At 63.1% G+C, this 16,112-nt stretch carries 18 protein-coding genes; 3 read left to right on the plus strand and 15 right to left on the minus strand.

What is annotated here, in order from left to right; translation table 11 throughout:
* Positions 1 to 96: 96 nt before the first annotated feature.
* Positions 97 to 2,433, minus strand: coding sequence for a membrane-bound PQQ-dependent dehydrogenase, glucose/quinate/shikimate family (locus ABT375_RS19315; RefSeq protein WP_416465574.1), 2,337 nt, complete (start codon positions 2,431 to 2,433; stop codon positions 97 to 99).
* 39 nt (positions 2,434 to 2,472) lie between these two features.
* Positions 2,473 to 2,928: a nuclear transport factor 2 family protein gene (locus tag ABT375_RS19320; RefSeq protein WP_261937183.1), complete on the minus strand. Its 456-nt coding sequence runs from the start codon at positions 2,926 to 2,928 to the stop codon at positions 2,473 to 2,475.
* 162 nt (positions 2,929 to 3,090) lie between these two features.
* Between ABT375_RS19320 and ABT375_RS19325 the strand changes: the two genes are divergently transcribed.
* Both ABT375_RS19325 and ABT375_RS19330 read left to right on the plus strand, forming a co-directional pair.
* Positions 3,091 to 3,615, plus strand: a complete 525-nt coding sequence (locus ABT375_RS19325) for an ester cyclase (RefSeq protein ID WP_261937184.1) — start codon at positions 3,091 to 3,093, stop codon at positions 3,613 to 3,615.
* A gap of 85 nt (positions 3,616 to 3,700) precedes the next feature.
* Positions 3,701 to 4,759, plus strand: coding sequence for a hypothetical protein (locus ABT375_RS19330; RefSeq protein ID WP_416465576.1), 1,059 nt, complete (start codon positions 3,701 to 3,703; stop codon positions 4,757 to 4,759).
* Positions 4,760 to 4,774: 15 nt separating this feature from the next.
* Here the strand turns inward: ABT375_RS19330 and ABT375_RS19335 are convergent, their stop codons facing one another.
* From ABT375_RS19335 to ABT375_RS19385, 11 genes are all read right to left on the minus strand, one after another.
* Positions 4,775 to 5,530, minus strand: a complete 756-nt coding sequence (locus ABT375_RS19335; RefSeq protein WP_416465578.1) for an SDR family NAD(P)-dependent oxidoreductase — start codon at positions 5,528 to 5,530, stop codon at positions 4,775 to 4,777.
* Positions 5,527 to 6,366: an alpha/beta fold hydrolase gene (locus tag ABT375_RS19340; RefSeq protein WP_416465579.1), complete on the minus strand. Its 840-nt coding sequence runs from the start codon at positions 6,364 to 6,366 to the stop codon at positions 5,527 to 5,529. Before ABT375_RS19340 ends, ABT375_RS19335 begins: the two co-directional genes overlap by 4 nt.
* 14 nt (positions 6,367 to 6,380) lie before the next feature.
* Entirely contained in the window at positions 6,381 to 6,935 is a 555-nt protein-coding gene (locus tag ABT375_RS19345) for a VOC family protein (protein ID WP_261937188.1), read from the minus strand.
* A gap of 20 nt (positions 6,936 to 6,955) precedes the next feature.
* A complete protein-coding gene (locus ABT375_RS19350) occupies positions 6,956 to 7,345 on the minus strand; it encodes a MaoC family dehydratase (RefSeq protein WP_416465581.1) in 390 nt (129 codons plus the stop codon).
* On the minus strand, positions 7,342 to 7,800 hold the full coding sequence (locus ABT375_RS19355; protein ID WP_416465583.1) for a hypothetical protein: 459 nt from the start codon (positions 7,798 to 7,800) through the stop codon (positions 7,342 to 7,344). The genes ABT375_RS19350 and ABT375_RS19355 overlap by 4 nt, the downstream gene beginning before the upstream one ends.
* A 12-nt stretch (positions 7,801 to 7,812) precedes the next feature.
* Positions 7,813 to 8,976, minus strand: coding sequence for an acyl-CoA dehydrogenase family protein (locus ABT375_RS19360; RefSeq protein ID WP_416465585.1), 1,164 nt, complete (start codon positions 8,974 to 8,976; stop codon positions 7,813 to 7,815).
* 113 nt (positions 8,977 to 9,089) lie between these two features.
* Positions 9,090 to 9,227: a hypothetical protein gene (locus ABT375_RS19365; RefSeq protein WP_416465587.1), complete on the minus strand. Its 138-nt coding sequence runs from the start codon at positions 9,225 to 9,227 to the stop codon at positions 9,090 to 9,092.
* A 14-nt stretch (positions 9,228 to 9,241) separates the two neighbouring features.
* On the minus strand, positions 9,242 to 10,018 hold the full coding sequence (locus tag ABT375_RS19370) for an SDR family oxidoreductase (protein WP_416465589.1): 777 nt from the start codon (positions 10,016 to 10,018) through the stop codon (positions 9,242 to 9,244).
* Complete coding sequence (locus ABT375_RS19375) at positions 10,015 to 10,755, minus strand: alpha/beta fold hydrolase (protein WP_416465591.1); 741 nt, start codon at positions 10,753 to 10,755, stop codon at positions 10,015 to 10,017. The genes ABT375_RS19370 and ABT375_RS19375 overlap by 4 nt, the downstream gene beginning before the upstream one ends.
* Before the next feature lie 5 nt (positions 10,756 to 10,760).
* Positions 10,761 to 11,717: a VOC family protein gene (locus tag ABT375_RS19380; RefSeq protein ID WP_416465592.1), complete on the minus strand. Its 957-nt coding sequence runs from the start codon at positions 11,715 to 11,717 to the stop codon at positions 10,761 to 10,763.
* Positions 11,718 to 11,769: 52 nt separating this feature from the next.
* Positions 11,770 to 12,621 (minus strand): fumarylacetoacetate hydrolase family protein, encoded by an 852-nt coding sequence (locus ABT375_RS19385; RefSeq protein WP_416465594.1) that lies wholly within the window; start codon positions 12,619 to 12,621, stop codon positions 11,770 to 11,772.
* A 128-nt stretch (positions 12,622 to 12,749) separates the two neighbouring features.
* On the opposite strand from ABT375_RS19385, the gene ABT375_RS19390 reads away from it, so the two are divergent.
* Positions 12,750 to 13,460, plus strand: a complete 711-nt coding sequence (locus ABT375_RS19390) for a GntR family transcriptional regulator (protein WP_416465595.1) — start codon at positions 12,750 to 12,752, stop codon at positions 13,458 to 13,460.
* 7 nt (positions 13,461 to 13,467) lie between these two features.
* Here the strand turns inward: ABT375_RS19390 and ABT375_RS19395 are convergent, their stop codons facing one another.
* Both ABT375_RS19395 and ABT375_RS19400 read right to left on the minus strand, forming a co-directional pair.
* Positions 13,468 to 14,250: an SDR family NAD(P)-dependent oxidoreductase gene (locus ABT375_RS19395; protein WP_416465597.1), complete on the minus strand. Its 783-nt coding sequence runs from the start codon at positions 14,248 to 14,250 to the stop codon at positions 13,468 to 13,470.
* Between the two features lie 41 nt (positions 14,251 to 14,291).
* On the minus strand, positions 14,292 to 15,962 hold the full coding sequence (locus tag ABT375_RS19400; RefSeq protein WP_416465598.1) for an AMP-binding protein: 1,671 nt from the start codon (positions 15,960 to 15,962) through the stop codon (positions 14,292 to 14,294).
* Positions 15,963 to 16,112: the final 150 nt, after the last annotated feature.

A 16,112-nucleotide genomic window follows, 5' to 3' on the forward strand; every position in this document is an offset into this window, starting at 1 on the left:
CCAATCTTGCCCGCCAAAGGATAGGATCGGGCGGCCTCTTCCCGCTATTTGTCGCCTTTGCCGGGCTGGCGCGAGACGTAGGCGCCCCGCCGCAGGTTATTGCTTGGGCAGGGCATAGGCGATCAGCGCGTCGCTCGCGCCTGACAGCATGGCACCGTGTCCGCCCGCCGCGATCACCACGAACTGGCGTCCGCTGGCATTCGACCAATAGGTCGTCGGAGAGGCGTTGCCGCCTGCCGGCAAGCGCCCCTTCCACAGCAGCCGACCGGTCGTCGTTTCATAGGCGCGGAACATATGTTCCTGCGTCGCGCCGATGAAGGTGAGGCCGCTCGCGGTCGCTACCGATCCGCCGATATTGGGCACGCCCATGGGGATCGGCACGAAGGTGGGCAGCGCCAGCGGGCCGCTGTCGCGCGAGGTGCCGAATAGGCGGCTCCACACCAGCTTGCCGGTCCTGAGGTCAACCGCGTTGATGCGGCCATAGGGGGGCTGCTGGCAAGGAATGGCGAGCGGAGAGAGGAATGGCGCGATATGGGCGGCATAGGCCACCCCCATCTGGGCGACCGGCCCGCCGACATCGCTCATATGGGCGGCGTTCATCGGCCTGATGCCCTGGCGGTCCGCGACGGCGCGAGGGATCAGACGGTTATAGTTGCCGACCTGATTGTTGTTTACGATCATCAGGCCGCGCCGGGGATCTACCGATACGCCGCCCCAGTCGACGCCGCCCAGATAGCCAGGCCAGGTGAGAGTGGGATGCTCGGTCGACAGCGGCGTCATGTCGCCGTCGAAGCGGGCCTGTCGGAAGCGGATGCGGCACATCGCCTGATCGATCGGCGTCAGGCCCCACATGCCCTTTTCCGTCGGACGCGGACCGCCGAAACTGGGCATGCCGACCGAGTAGGGCTGGGTCTTCGACAGGCGTTCGCCGGGCACGGTCCCTTGCGGGACGGGGCGCTCCTCCACCGGCAGGATGGGCTTGCCGGTCGCGCGGTCGAGGAAGAATATCTCCCCGCGCTTGGTCGGCTGGAGCAGGCCGCGCACGCCGCCGGGGAGGTCGACCAGCGTGGGCTGGGCGGGCACGTCATAGTCCCACAGGTCATGATGGGTCGTCTGGAAGGACCAGCGCACCGAACCGCTTTCTGCGTCGATGGCCAGAACGGCGCTGGAATAGCGATCGTCATTGGCGGTGCGATGTCCGCCGAAATAGTCGGGTGTCGCGTTCCCCGTGGGCACATAGACGAGGCCCAGCCTGTCGTCCGAACTCATCGGTGCCCAGCTATTGGGCGTGCCGGGCGTGAAGATGCCGCCGGGCGGTGGCGGGCCGTGATCGTCGGGGCGGCCGATGTCGAAGGCCCAGGAAAAATCACCCGTGACGGCATCGAATGCCCGGATGACACCGGAAGGCTCTCTGATTTTCTGACCGTCCATGACCCAGCCGCCCAGAACGAGGCGGCCGCGCACGAGAGCGGGGGGCGAGGTCACGAAATAATAGCCCTTGTCGACCGTGCCCAGTCCCGCTTTCAGATCCACTTGACCGCCCTGTCCGAAGCCGGGGCACAGCCTGCCGGTGGCGGCATCGAGCGCGATCAGCCGGGCGTCGAGCGTCGCGGTGTAGATGCGCTCGGCGCAATAGCCATGGGCCTGCGGGACGCGATAATAGGTGACGCCACGGCAGACGAGGCCATAGACGCCAGCGAGGTCGGTCTTTGGCTGGTGCCGCCATAATTGCCGGCCCGTTTCGGGATCGAGCGCGATTACGTCATTATTGCCCGCGCACAGGAAAAGGCGATTCCCCACTTTGAGCGGATTGACCTGAAAGGCGGTGCCCTGTTTGCCATCGGTCAGTTTGCCGGTGTGGTAGGTCCATGCCCTTTCCAGGTTGCCGACATTGGCGGGCGTGATTTGCGCCAGTGGCGAGTAGCGCGACCCGCCCCGGTCGTTGCCATAGGCGACCCAGTCGCCATCGACTGCCCGTGCAGGCCCGGCGCCCCAGACCGCGCCGGGCGCTGGCGGCGAACGATCCGTCCAGAAAGCGCTGCCGACTGCGCCTATGACGAGCAGTAGAAGACTGGGCCAGAGAACGCGGGCGCCAGGCAGGGGACGGCCAAGCCCGACATGCTGCCGATAAAAGGGAGTAGCCATGTAGAGGCCCATGGCGACGGGCATGGCCAACCGGGGCGCCAGCGCCCAGCCGTCCAGCCCCACTTCCCAGAGTGACCAGCCCAGATTGGCCACGAGAAAGGCCCAGAAGAGGGTGGTCGAGAGTGGCGAACGGCGCCAGCCGAGAAACGCGGTGACCGTCATGACGAGGCCGGACACGCAATACCAGATCGATCCGCCGAGCAGCGCGAGTTGTCCGCCCAGCCAGAGCAGCGACAGGCCCGAGAGAAGCAGAAGCAGGACGAAAAACATGTTCAGAAAGCGGCGCATCGGGCTCCCCCTCAGAATCCGGAAAGGTTTGGCAGGTAATCAGGCGGGCAATTGGGCCGCGAGCCAGTCCGGCACATTGATGCGGTAGCAGTTCTGCTCATAGAGGCGGCTGATCTTCCAGCCTTGCGCTGTGCGGACGAATTCATGATGGTACCAAAGGCCGAAAACCAAGGTATCGGTCGTTTCGCCATTGCTGACCGTCATCGGGTTATAGCAGGCGGTTTTGGTCTGCGCCCGGTCGCCCGCGATCTGATATTGGGTGGTGGACACGGCATGTTGAAAGGCCAGGATCGGCGTCAGGCTTGCCGAGAGGAATGCCTTGATTTCCGCAAGGCTACCGACGACGCCCACCATTTCGGAATAGTCGATCACGGCATCGTCAGTAAAATAGCGGTCCAGCGCGTCCCAGTCGCGCGTATCCACCGCATAGCAATAGCCCACGATCAGGTCCTGAATTTCGAACCGATCCGACATTTCCTGCAGGGTCATTGTCATTGGCCTCTCCTCCGTCTCACGACATTCTATAGAATGTCTGCTGGCACAGTGTTGGAGGCGCGCCGCCTTCCATTAGGTAGGTGTCGAGCGCGGTGGCTATGGGGAAGAAACCACAGCCCTCGGGACCGATCCCGCGGACCGTTTTTGATCAAGGAGACTATTATGGGCCTCGCCCCGTTCACGGAAGCCGATTTCGTCCTGTCCAAGGAGAAGCGGGCGGACATCACAGCCGGGCTGACCGAGCGGCAGGCGTTCATGGTCAATCACTGGATGGACCTGCATGAAGTCATCAATCGCGGCGATTGGGATGGAATGGACGCATTCTTCAATACCGACACGATGACCTACGACAATCCCAACCGGCCCGACCTTGGCACCTATCATGTGTGGAAGACCTCGCCGCAGGGCCTCTACAAGACCTTCCCGCCCAGCATCTATCGCACGCTGAAGGCCTGGGGCCGCGGCGAGGACGAGATTTGCGTGCTGTGCCATCATCATGGCAAGCACAGCGGCGGTCCCTATATGGGCGTTCAGCCCACCGGTAACGACCTCAACGTCCTCTGGTTCTCGTGGCTGCGTTTCCGGGGCGACAAGATCGATCACATCTATTCGATCTCCGACGTGCTGACGATGCTGAAGGATCTGGAAGTCATCAACGTTCCCCAACCCGTCGATCCCTATAAGTGACCGACAGGCCGAGCCGGCGCAGCGATGGTGCGCCGGTTCGGCGAAGGGGGACGGCGGTGTTTGGGCCGGAAGGAATGGCAAGGGCATGAAGCGCGCAGTCGAACTGAAGATCGATGTCAGCGAGGCGGCGGCTCTCGGCATGGCCGCCCATCTGGCGATTACGGTTCATCTTCCGGATAGGACGGAATTGGCCCATCCCACGACCGTCTGCTTCGCTTTTCCCGGCGGGGGCTATTGCCGACGCTATTACAGCTTCGACATGCCGGATGGGTCGGGCGGCGGGGAAGCGGGTTTCCATTGCGAACGCGGATGGATTTTCGTCGCCTGCGATCATCTGGGATTTGGCGATTTGACGATTCCCGACGGCAATGTCCTTAATCTCGACAACGTCGCGGCCGCCAACGACGCCATGGTGCGCGAGGTCATGGCCCGGCTGGAAGCGGGCACGCTCGTCGACGGACTGGCCCCGATCGTCGACGCCACATGCCTTGGCATCGGCCAGTCGATGGGCGGATGCTTCACGGTCGTCGCGCAGGGCAGTCACCAGACATTCCATGGCATCGGCGTGCTGGGCTATAGCGGCGTCCATACCGTCGTGCCGACCCGGCCGGGACAGCCGCCTGCCGCATGGCCCTGGATTTCGCGCCGCTCATCGCTCGATGCGCCGCATGTCCTGAACGCGGCGGCGCTGGCGCAGGCGCCGGGCTTGACTCTGGGCGACGCTGAAGTGCTCCAGGCGGCGGCAAGGGCTGGCGAGCATCCCTTCCAATGGTCCTTCCACCATGATGACGAGCCTGAAGATATCGTCACGCTCGACATGATGGCGTCCGCTGGGCTGGTCGATCCGCTACCCGAATGGCGTTCGGCGACCACGCCGCCCTGTGGCGTCTACATGGTGGCGCCGGGCGCGGTGGCGCTCGAAGCAGCGGTCGTACGCGTCCCCGTGCTGATCGCCATGGGCGAGCGCGACGTTGTCCCCGATCCCTTGGGCGAGCCTCGGGCCTATAAGAGCGCGGAAGATATCCAGCTCTTCATATGTCCCCGCATGGCGCACATGCATAATTTCGCGCCGACCCGCGTCCGCTTCTGGGAGCGCATTCACAATTGGGGCGATGGCGTTGCGGCGCAGCGGCGGATGGGGTGAGCGCAGCCGTCGACTTCAGAGGCTGAAGCCGCCATCGACGATCAAGGTCTGCCCGGTTATATATTGCGCCTTGTCCGAAGCCAGGAAGGCCACGGCCTCGGCAATATCCTCGCCGCGGCCGAAGCGTTGCAGGGCGATGCGTTTGCGTTGCGTTTCCCAGATGTCCGGCGAATAGAGCGAGGTGAGGAACTCGGCGCCAAGCCCGGCGTCGATGATGCCAGGAGCGACCATGTTCGCCCTGATGCCGTAACGGCCTTCCTCCTTGGCGATGGCGCGGCCCAGTGCTTCCATTCCGGCCTTGGGTACGGAGGACAGGGCGTCGCCGGGCGGGAAGCAATAATTTGCGACCGAAACGACGGTGACGAAATTGCCGAAACCCTGGGCACGGAAATAGGGCAGGGTGGCCGACACGATACGGGTCAAGCCCATCAGTTCGATCTCGATGACTTCGCGCCATTGCTCTTCGCTGATCTGGCTGACGAAGGGTTGGGCTATATCGACCCCGCTGGCGAAGACCATCGTGCCGACGGCGCCGAATTGCTCGACCGTCTCGCGGATGCCATCCGCTATCGATGCGCGATCGGAAAGATCGCAGGCCACCGGAAATGCTTTGCAGGCGCTGTTCGGCAGTTCGGTGGCTACCGCCAGCGCCTTTTCCCGGCTGGATCGGTAGCCGATGGCGATTTGATCCCATTCGGTCGACAAGCGTCGGCAGATCGCGCTGCCCAGTCCGCCGGTTCCGCCGACAACGAAGGCCGCGCCTTTCGTCATAGCGGCAGATGACGGGCCAGGTGGTGGAGCAGACGATCGGCAAAGGCGTCATTGCGGTCGCCGGTGAACATATGGCCGACGCCGTGGGCTATCTCGACCTCCAGTTGCGGGGCGAGCGCCCGAAACTGCCGGACGCTTTCGTCCGAGACGATCTCGCTCAGTTCCGCTTTGACGACGACGAGTGGCGACCGCGCGCGGCGCGCTGCGGCGATGAGCGCTTCTCCTTCCGAAGGGGGGTGCAGAAATTCCGGCGCCGTCGTGCGGGGATCCCAGTGCCAGAACAGCCGTCCATCTGCTTCGCGCATCGATTTGGCGAGGCCCGACACGTCGGGCAGGCGGGGCTGTCCGAGATGGGCATGCAGCGCATCGGCCGCTGCTTCCAGCGACGCGAAACCGGAGTCGCTGGCGCGGAAGAAGTCACGAATGTCATCAACGCCGTCATCCACCATATAGGGCGCGACGTCGGCGAGCATGATGAGGCGCACCAGATCGGCATGGCGCGACCCGCCGACCAGCGCGGATTGGCCGCCACGCGAGGCTCCTACCAGCGCGATCGGTCTGTCGAAGGCCCGGATAATGGACTCGACGTCGCGACCATAGGCTTCCAGCAGATAGTCGCCGTCGGCGGCCCATCCGCTGTCGCCATGGCCGCGCAGATCGAAGGTCAGGCCGTAATAGCCGGCCTGAGCCACCCGCCTGGCAGACCCGGCCCAGGACCGACGGCTCTGGCCGCCGCCATGGAAGAAGCAGACGGGCGGCGCGGCAGGGTCGCCATAGGCATCCGCAACCATCTCCAGACCGTCACCCGGCAGGATTGTCCTTATGGGGATCACCACGCCGGGCGCCTGCATTACTCGGCGGCGACCGGCGGGACGATGTCGGCGAAGGAGGGATGCTCGCCTGGGCCCTTGTAGGCAAACTTGCCGGGCGCATGGTGCCACTTGCCATCGTTGCGGCTCTCATAGGGCGAGGCGACCTCGATCAGCGCGCCATGCGTGCTCTTGTGGCCGACCCAGCTCCATTTCTGCCAGGTCATGTCCGGATCGTTGAACGTCTGGCCACCGCCGGGCAGGTGCAGCCCTTCGGCCCGCAGCTTTTCCATCGCGCCCGGCACATCGTCGGTCGCATAGCAGAGGTGATGGACATGTTCGCCGACCTTTTCGAGGCGATCGCCCATGGGCGTGCCCGGGGCCGGCTGAATGAACTGGATTTCCGTGCCGCCATTGTTGACGAAGGTCGCCCACTTCATGCCGGCGTCGTCGCCGCTGGAAAATTCGTCATATTTCACGAGACGTTCTTCCAGCGAGGCCGGATCGAGCACGCGCAGGATCTTGGTCCAATCCTCGATCGCCTTGTCCAGATCGCGCACGACCATGCACACATGGGCAAAAGGTCCGCTAGGCATTGATATTCTCCTCTGATTTTTTAGATTTCAACCGTCGCCGTGCCGGAATTGACCGTGCCGCGGCCATCGACATCCAGCGAGAATTCGCAGGTCACGGCATTGCCTTCGATCGCCGCGATCTTGCCCGTCACCACTGCCCGGTCGCCGCCATAGACGTTGTCCAGAAAGCGCGAATCCATCGCTTTGATCCGCCCGCCGGGAAAAGCGCGCATCAGCATGTTCATCATATAGGCGACGTTGATCGGACCCTGGTTGATGACCCGGTCGCCCAGTCCCTTCGCCTTCACAACCTCGACATCGAGATGAATGGGATTGGGATCGGCAAGGAACACGGCCCATTGCTGCATGGCTTGTGGGCTGACGCTCTCGATCGTGAAGGGCGGCAGCATGTCTCCGACGGCATGGCTCATGCGGCGAACTCCTTGCGGGGCAATACCCACACATTATCGGTTTCCAGCACCTGCGTGCCATCGAGCAGGTGCAGGCGCAGGCGATAGGTCAGCACGTCCATGACGCCCAGCTTGCGGCTGCGCTTGCGGACGAGGCTGAGTATCTCTCCCGTCACTCTGTAGTTTTCGCCCACCTTCAGTGACACATCGAACCGCACGCCGCTGCTGCCCATCATCGGGCCATCCTCGACATCGAATTCGCACGCTTCGCAGACGCCCGCCACCGTCTTGCCCATCGCGACCTGGGTGGCGATATAATAATAGATGGGATGTGCGCTGCCATCGGCGGCCGGCTCGATCCCGGTCGACCGGCATAGCGCGGCATTCTCCTCCGCAGTGATGGTGAAGACCTTGTCCCCGTCCAGCGATGTGCCGGCGGCGTCGGGGGCAGGGGGTAGATCGTCGAGATCGCTCATCGCTTATAACCCTTAGAAGGAACGCGGCAGGCCGAGGCTTTCGGCAATCGTGTTGCGCACCATCTCGTTGCTGATCGGCGTCATCCGCAAGATGCGGTGATCGCGCCAGTAACGCTGCATGTCGGTCTCCGCCGAATAGCCCATGCCGCCCAATATCTGGATGCCGAGGTCCGCGGCCTTCACCGCATTTTCGGTCGCGACCATCTTGAGCATGTTCGCCTCGACGCCGCACGGCATCCCGTTGGCCTGCATCCAGGCGACATTGTTGAGCAGCAATTCGGTCGTTTTCTGCCAGGTCGCGATGTCCGCGACATAATGCTGCAGGATCTGGAAGCGGCCAATGATGCCGCCGAACGCCTTGCGTTGCAGCATATATTCCAGCGCGTCTTCCAGCACGCCGTCGATCGCGCCCAGGCATTGCGCGCCGACCATGATCCGCTCATTATTGAGCGTGGGCAGCATCGCGTACCAGGCCTGTCCGGGTTCCCCAAGCACATCCTCGTCGGGGACGAAGACATCCTCATAATGGACCTCGCAGGAGCCCATGGCGCGCATGCCGAGCTTGGGCAGAAGCGAGGCGGTGATGCCGGGCGATTTGGCGTCGACAAAGAACATGGTGAGGCCATGATGCTTCTTTTCGGCATTTTTATCGGTGCGGGCGAGGACGAGCAGCCTGTCGGCCGCCTTGGCGCCGGTCGTCCACATCTTGGCGCCGTTCAGCTTCCAGCCGCCCTCCACCTTTTCGGCGTGGGTCTTCATCGCGCCCAGAACGTCGGTGCCGCCGTCGGGTTCGGTCATGGACAGCGAAACGCGCAACTTGCCCTGCGCCATGGGGCGCAGCCAGCGATTTTTCTGTTCCTCCGTGCCGACCGCGCCGATCGTCTTCGCGCCGCCGAAGGAGGTGAGGCCCCATACCCACAGCAGGCCGCCGGCCGTCCGCGCGAATTCACGGGCGAAGATCATCTGCATCATGACGTCGCCGCCCAGCCCGTCATATTCCTCGGGAATGCCTATCCCGAAAAATCCCTGTTCGGCGATCTTGTCCCACAAAGCATAGGGATAATTTTCTTCGTCGGCCTCCAGCGCGCGCATCCAGTCCTTGGGCGCTTCCGCATCGACCCAGCGGCGGACGATATCCCTGAACGCCTGCTGTTCCTCGGTGAGTGAAAAATCCATCGTCGTTCCCGTTAGTGGTGCCGCCGACTAAGCGCCCGTGCGACGCATTGCGAACCTATCCAACTATAGGGGAAGCCGTCGGCGCAAGCTGGGCTACCCGTCGGCCACTATCTTCAGCCGATCGGGAAAGGCGCGTGTTCGATAGGGTCGCCTTTCCCGTCGACGATGTGGATGGATATGCTCGGCATCACGCGTCGCCCGCGCCCGGTAGAGGAATAGTTGCTCATGGTGCCGCCGATAGCGACGACCATGAAGCGGACTCACATCAGATAGATAATCCACCTTCGACCGGGATGACCGATCCGGTGACATAGGCGCCCGCGCGCGAAGCGAGATAGATGGCTGCGCCCGCCAGATCCTCCGGCGTGCCGACGCGGCCGCGGGGCACCATTGATTCCACCATCTTGCGCATCTCGTCGGATGTGATGACGGTCATTTCGGATTCGAAGAATCCGGGCGCAATGACGTTGACGGTGATGTTGTCGCGGCCCAAGCGTTTGGCGAGGCCCTTCGCCATCCAGTGAATGGCGCTCTTCGACGCCTGATAGGCGTAGTTTTCCTTGGGGCCTACCTTGAGCGCGCCAACCGAACCGATGTTGATGATCGACGCGGGGCGTCCCGCCGTGCCGCCCGCGCGGAGCATAGGCAGGAATTTCCGAAGCGTGAAAAAGGGGGCCTTGAGGTTCAGGTCGATGACCGGATCCCATTCGTCCTCGCCATAATCATCGATGGGCGCGTCTGCCATCGTCCCGGCGTTGTTGACGAGGATATGCACGGCCTGCTCCCGCGCGGACACCGCAGCAACCAGAGCATCGATCCCGGCGAGCGTCGACAGATCCGCGACAAGGCCGATGCAGCGACCGCCGGTCGTGGCGGAAATCTCTGCCGCCGCTGCCGTCACCTTGGCCTCGGTCCGTGCGCAGATATAGACTTGGGCGCCCGCTGCGGCCAGGCCGGTCGCGATATGGCGGCCGATGCCGGCCGACCCACCGGTGACGACCGCGACACGGTCCTGTACCGAGAACAGCTCAGCCGCATTCATGCCAGGACTCCCGCGCCGGAGATTTTGAGAATGAGGTCGGTCGTGCCTTCCGGGTCGCCCACCAGCAAGGCGTGATCGCCCGGATGGTCATGGATGGTCCAGCCCAGTTCGCGCGCCCGGTCGTGCATCGCCGTCATCACCGTAACGGCGGCCGCGATATAGTCGACGGGACGGTTGATCGTCTCGGCTCCCACGGGGATGACGCAGGCGGTCGCCTTCATCGGCTGATCCGACAGATTATCGAGCAGCCATTTTTCCCGTGCCGGGTCCATGAGATGGGGGTGGTCCTTGGCCGCGGCGCGCTGCATTTCGTGCACGCCCGACCCGACTGGGCCTTCGCCCGCCTCAAGCATCGCATCCAACGCGGCGAGCTGGTCTTCGGGCACATAGCCCATGAGGGATGCGATCCGTTCCCCCGACCGGGGCACGATGGCGTCAAGATAGATGATGGAGGCGATCCGGTCGCCCACCTCGGCGATCACGCCGGGCGCGACCGTGCCGGCATAGCTGTGCGCCACCAGCACGACGTCGCGCAGATCTTCATACTGGAAGACATTGACAATATCGCGCACATGGGTCGCATTGCCGACATTGCGGCCGATCAGATGCTCACGCTCGCCAAAGCCGGTGAAGGTCGGCGTGTAGACCTTGTGGCCCTTGGCCTCCAGAATTTCGCGGACATATTTCCATGTCCAGCCGCCCATGCCGCCGCCATGGAGAAGTAGGAATGTGGTCATGACGATCAGGCCTCCGCCGGTTCTGTGTTCTGGATGAATTCGGGGAATGGGTCGGGTCCCCACAGGAACATGCTGTCCTCCGGCGCATGGTTGGCGGCCGGCCAGTCGACATCATGCGGGATGAAGTCGATATCGGCCGAATATTCGCTGAAGCTGCCCCACGGATCGCGCACATAATAGAAATAATTGGCGCCCAGCACATGCTGGCCTAAACCCCAGTTCGGGCCATAGCCCGCGCGCGCCATGGTCGCGCCGCCCAGGCCCACTTCCATTACCGAGCCCACGTCCCAGCTATTGTGATGCATGCCCCGTCGATCGGACAGGACGAGGGCCAGCAGATGATGATCGCTGCCATGAGCGCCGTGGAGGAAGGCGACGGCCGGTTCGCTCTTGTCGGACAGGCGCAGGCCGAGCGTCTTTTCATAGAAGTCGATCGCTGCATTCACGTCGGTCGTGAAGATCGCGAAATGCGAAAGGCGGCGAGGGTGAACCTTTGGCGCCTTGCTGTTGGGGATCGCGCCGGATTGGCCCGGCGCCGCGCTGACGAAGGTGAACTCGCTCTTTTCCGACGGCGTCGCCTTGTCGGCAACGCGGACATTGATCGGCAGGCCATCGAAGCCCGCGAACCAGATGCCGTCGGCCTCCGCGCCTTCGGGCGCTTCGATCCGGGTGACGCCGCAGCCGTCGAGATGGGCGGCGAAGGCATCCGCCTCGTCGGGATAGACGCCAAAGCTCAGATAGCGCAGCCGCTTGGCGTCGCCGCCCTGGCTCAGCACCGCCCAGCGATGCGGATTGTCGACCGCATAAAGTTCCAGCGTGTCATTCTGCTCGCGGACGTCGAGCCCGAAGAGCGTGTAGAATGTCCGCGCGGCTTCCAGATCGGGCACTTCGACCGCGAAATGATCGATGGAATGGACGCCCAAACTATTGGTGCGACGTCCCGACGGGCTGTTCTGGTTCATCCTTCCCTCCTTGGCTGGCCGGGCACCGACGGAGCGGCGCCCGGCCTGTCGATCATGCTGCCTTGATGGGGTTCACCAACAGGCCGATTTTTTCGATTTCCACTTCGCACACATCGCCATCCTTCATGAACAGCGGTGGCTTGCGGGCAAGGCCGATGCCCGACGGGGTGCCCATAACCAGAACGTCGCCCGCTTCCAATGTGAAGCAGGTGGAGAGGAGGGCGACCGTGTCGACGACATCGAACACCATGTCCGAGGTGTTCGCGCTCTGCACCACCTGGCCGTTGAGGCGGGTTTCGATCTTGAGGCCGGCGCCACCCGCAGGCAGTTCATCGGCCGTGACCAGCCAGGGGCCGAAGGCGCCGGTGTCGTCGAAATTCTTGCCGACCGTCCACTGCGGCGTCTTGAGCTGATAGTCGCGGATCGAACCGTCGTTGAACACCGAATAGGCGACGATATGCGACAGCGCGTCGTCCTTGCTGATATCCTTGCCACCCTTGCCGACGACCGCGACCATTTCCGCTTCATAATCGAGTTGATCGGAACAGTTCGGCTTGATGATCGGCGCGCCATGGCCGATGAGGCTCGAATTGAAACGGCCGAATACCGTCGGGAATTCGGGTACGGTAAATCCGCCCTCAGCCGCGTGATCCTTATAGTTGAGACCCAGGCACAGTATCTTGGGCGCCTTGACGAGGGGCGGGAGGAAAGTGAGGTCTTCAATCTGCACGTCCTCGCCCTCTGCGCTGACTTTCGCGCCGGCGTCCGTCAGGGCGCTGCCGCCGCTGGCGATCAGCGCATCCAGATCATAGAGGGCAGCGTCGCCGAACAGCGCCTTGACGCCTGCGCCCGTGTCCACTGCCACACCGACCGCGCCATTCTTCGTTACCTTGGCCAACCGCATATGCAAACCTCCTGAGAATCTGTCCCACCGACTGAGCCTACGGCATGGGAGTGAATGAAATATATTTCAAGTTACAAAATACATTTTGTCGAATTGCCACGTGTGGCGAAGCTGATATAGTTGCTTTGATGATCAAGAAGCTGAGCCTGACCGAACGCGCCTACCGGCAATTGCGCGACGATCTTCTGACCTGTCGGCTGGTGCCCGGCGCGAAAATCAACATCAAGGATATCACGGAAACGCAGGGCTTCAGTCTCGGGGCGGTGCGCGAAGCCCTGTCGCGGCTCACGTCCGAGGGGTTTGTGACGCAGGATGATGCGCGGGGTTTTCGGGTGACGCCGATATCGATCGGTGACCTGACCGATCTGGTCAGGGTCCGCAGCGAGATTGAAGGGCAATGCCTCCGGCGCGCCATCGAGAAGGGCGGCCTGGACTGGGAAGCCTCGATCGTCAGCGCGGCCCACAGGTTGAGCAAGACCCCGACCCGCGACCCGCGGGAAGCTGCCCGTCTGAACGAGGATTATGCCGCCGCCCACGCGGCCTTCCACCACGCGCTGGTCGTGGCGTGCGACAGTCCATGGCTGCTCAAGATGCGCGACTGGCTCTATGCCCAGTCGGAGCGCTACCGTTATCTCACCGTACCCTTGGCCCATAGCGACCGGGATCTGGTTCATGAACATGCGCAGATCGTCGACGCGGCGCTGGCGCGGGACGCCGACCGCGCCGTGACGCTGCTGACGGCCCATTTGATGGCCACGGCGCAGTTGCTGATCGACCCGCAAAATGCGCGGAGCGGGACCGATGCCGAATGGACGGCTGGCGTGGATCGGGCCCCGTGATGCCATATCAGCTCTGCCGATTCTGACCGGTGCCACCGCCGCTGGCGGGCATCAGCATGTTGCTCATGCCGCCATCGACCAGCAGGTCGACGCCGCTGATATGGCCGGCATGGGGACCGATCAGGAACAGAATCGCCTGCGCGACATCCTCGGCCACGCCGAGCTTGCGCAGGGGAATATTGGCTTCCCGCTGATCCCGCCGCGACTGGTCCTTATATCCTGCAGCCGTCATCGGCGTGTAGGTGGGGCCGGGCGACACCGTATTGCATCGGATACCATCCGGACCCCATTCGATACTGAGCTGGCGTATCATCATCAGCAAGGCGGCCTTGCTGGATGAATAGAAGCCAAGCCCGGGCGTAGGCTGGGTGGCCGACATGGACGCGGTCGCGACGAAAGCACCCTTGCTCTTCCTGAGGTGAGGATGCGCCGCCTTGCCCAGCAGCCAGGAGGAGCGCGTGTTGATGGCGAAGATGCGATCGAAATCGCCAATCGGCAGTTCGACCAGCGCGCCGCCCATGATGATGCCGGCATTGCTGATGACGGCGTCGATGCCGTCCATATGCGCGAGCGCCGCAGCCACGATCCGGTCGCCGCAATCCGGTTCGGCCAGATCGACCACGCAGGTCGCGGCGGCGGGGCCGACCGCATCGGCCACCACCTGAAGATTGGCCGCGTCGCGATCCGCGAGCAGCATCTTGTGTTCGCCCGGAATCACGGACCCGGCCGCCAGCAGTTCGGCGCAGGCCCTGCCGATGCCGCTTGCAGCACCCGTGATGATCACCCGCATATTACTCTCCCTAAATTTCCATGGCGTCGACGCGCCATGCTTCAGTCTTTCAGGCCCAGTTCGTCCATCAACGCGCCGCGCAGCTTGAACTTCTGGATCTTCGATGCAGACATCGGCCATTCGTCGATGAAACGGATATGCCGCGGAACCTTGAAGGAAGCGAGGCGCTGGCGGGTGAAGGCGATGAGTTCCTCCGCTTCGACCTCGACCTCGCCTTCGCGTTCGACATAGGCGGCTGGAATTTCCGCCAGCCGCTCGTCCGGCAGCCCGACGACCTGCGCCAGGCGAACCGCCGGATGGGTGGCCAGCACTGCCTCGACCTCGGCGGCGGCGACGTTTTCCCCGCCCACTTTCAGCATATCCTTGAACCGGCCATGGAACATGACATGGCCCTGTTCGTCGATCGAGCCGATATCAGCGCTATGATACCAGCCTTCGGCGTCCAGCGCCTCCGCCGTCTTTTCCGGGTCCTTGTAATAGCCGTCGAACAGATTGTAGCCACGAATGAGAATTTCGCCGCGTTCGTTCACGCCCTTTTCCGCGCCGGTTTCGGGATCGACGATCTTCATCTCTATGCCGGCCAGGGGAAAGCCCAGCTTCTTGAAGCCCATTTCCGGGTCCATCGCATAGCCGCCGGTGGTGACGATGCCGGTCGCCTCGGTCATGCCCATGGTGCCCACCTGCAGCATGTTCGGGGCCTTTTCCCGATAGGCCTCGCCCACGCGATCCGGCATGAAGGCGAAGCAGCTATTTTGCAGGCGCACCGACGACATGTCGGTCTTGGTCCAGTCGGGATGGGTGATCATGGCCTGATGGAAGGTGACGAAGGGCAGGAACATCATCGTCACGCCTTCATCCTCGATCTGCCGCAGACTCTCCCCGGCATCGAAATGCGGCTGGCCGACGAAGGTGCCGCCCACGTCCATCGCGCCCAGCATGCAGAGCATGGCGGCGATATGGAACAGCGGCAGCGGCGACCAGGCGCGCTCGTCGGGCTGGAAAGACCAGCGATAGCGGGCGAGATTCGATGCCTCCCGGGTGACGGCCTCATGGCTGAGCAGGCACCCCTTGGGATTGGCCGACGTCCCCGACGTATAGAGGATCATCGCGGTGTCGCGGACCCTGACGGTCAGGCGGGACGCGTGAATTTCCGCTTCCTCCACCTGCTGCACTGCCGCTTCGAAGGTCGCCTGATCGACGAAACCGGGGATAGAACGGCCGCCCAGCATGATGATCCGCTTGAGCATGGGCGCGTCGGCAAGCGTAAGGGCAGAGGAATCGGCGGCTTTGGGCAGGTCGGGGAAAGCCTCCACCAGCCGGCGACCGAAATCGATGTGCTCGCTAACCATGTCATTGGTGATGATCGCCGCCAGATCGGCATTTTGCGCGACATAGGCCATTTCCGGCGCCTTGTATCGCGCGTTCATCAGCACCGAGACGGCGCCGCACATCGCATTGGCGAACAGGGTTTCGACAAATTCGATGCTGGACGGCAACAGGATGCCGACATGGTCGCCGCGCCGGATGCCCAGCGCCTTCAGGCCGCGCGCGCGTTTCAGGACGCTTTGTACGACGTCGTCATATGTCTTGCGTTCTCCCGGGAATACCAATGCTTCCTTGTCGGATGCCTTGTCCCACCCTTTGAGAAGCAGATCGCCCAGGGTGGTTGCAGAAATACGGAATGGGGCGCAATCTTCGCCTTGTGTGACCACGGATGTCCGCTCCTAAAAATGCCGGTCAGCTCTTGATGGCGATCAGATTGCAGCCATCGCCTCTGTCTGCGCCTTTCGTTGGATAGGTGCAGCTTTGCCTTCCGGCTCCAAGAGCAAGGACAGAGATTTTGTATCACTGGTCGGGAATTC

The organism is Sphingomonas sp. VDB2, from assembly GCF_047946695.1.
In the GTDB taxonomy this organism is placed as follows: domain Bacteria; phylum Pseudomonadota; class Alphaproteobacteria; order Sphingomonadales; family Sphingomonadaceae; genus Sphingobium; species Sphingobium bisphenolicum.

Coding starts and splice junctions, on each gene's coding strand:
- ABT375_RS19315 (WP_416465574.1), bottom strand. CDS start 2,433: ATGCGCCGCTTTCTGAACATGTTTTTCGTCCTGCTTCTGCTTCTCTCG.
- ABT375_RS19320 (WP_261937183.1), bottom strand. CDS start 2,928: ATGACAATGACCCTGCAGGAAATGTCGGATCGGTTCGAAATTCAGGAC.
- ABT375_RS19325 (WP_261937184.1), top strand. CDS start 3,091: ATGGGCCTCGCCCCGTTCACGGAAGCCGATTTCGTCCTGTCCAAGGAG.
- ABT375_RS19330 (WP_416465576.1), top strand. CDS start 3,701: ATGAAGCGCGCAGTCGAACTGAAGATCGATGTCAGCGAGGCGGCGGCT.
- ABT375_RS19335 (WP_416465578.1), bottom strand. CDS start 5,530: ATGACGAAAGGCGCGGCCTTCGTTGTCGGCGGAACCGGCGGACTGGGC.
- ABT375_RS19345 (WP_261937188.1), bottom strand. CDS start 6,935: ATGCCTAGCGGACCTTTTGCCCATGTGTGCATGGTCGTGCGCGATCTG.
- ABT375_RS19350 (WP_416465581.1), bottom strand. CDS start 7,345: ATGAGCCATGCCGTCGGAGACATGCTGCCGCCCTTCACGATCGAGAGC.
- ABT375_RS19355 (WP_416465583.1), bottom strand. CDS start 7,800: ATGAGCGATCTCGACGATCTACCCCCTGCCCCCGACGCCGCCGGCACA.
- ABT375_RS19360 (WP_416465585.1), bottom strand. CDS start 8,976: ATGGATTTTTCACTCACCGAGGAACAGCAGGCGTTCAGGGATATCGTC.
- ABT375_RS19365 (WP_416465587.1), bottom strand. CDS start 9,227: ATGGTCGTCGCTATCGGCGGCACCATGAGCAACTATTCCTCTACCGGG.
- ABT375_RS19370 (WP_416465589.1), bottom strand. CDS start 10,018: ATGAATGCGGCTGAGCTGTTCTCGGTACAGGACCGTGTCGCGGTCGTC.
- ABT375_RS19375 (WP_416465591.1), bottom strand. CDS start 10,755: ATGACCACATTCCTACTTCTCCATGGCGGCGGCATGGGCGGCTGGACA.
- ABT375_RS19380 (WP_416465592.1), bottom strand. CDS start 11,717: ATGAACCAGAACAGCCCGTCGGGACGTCGCACCAATAGTTTGGGCGTC.
- ABT375_RS19385 (WP_416465594.1), bottom strand. CDS start 12,621: ATGCGGTTGGCCAAGGTAACGAAGAATGGCGCGGTCGGTGTGGCAGTG.
- ABT375_RS19390 (WP_416465595.1), top strand. CDS start 12,750: ATGATCAAGAAGCTGAGCCTGACCGAACGCGCCTACCGGCAATTGCGC.
- ABT375_RS19395 (WP_416465597.1), bottom strand. CDS start 14,250: ATGCGGGTGATCATCACGGGTGCTGCAAGCGGCATCGGCAGGGCCTGC.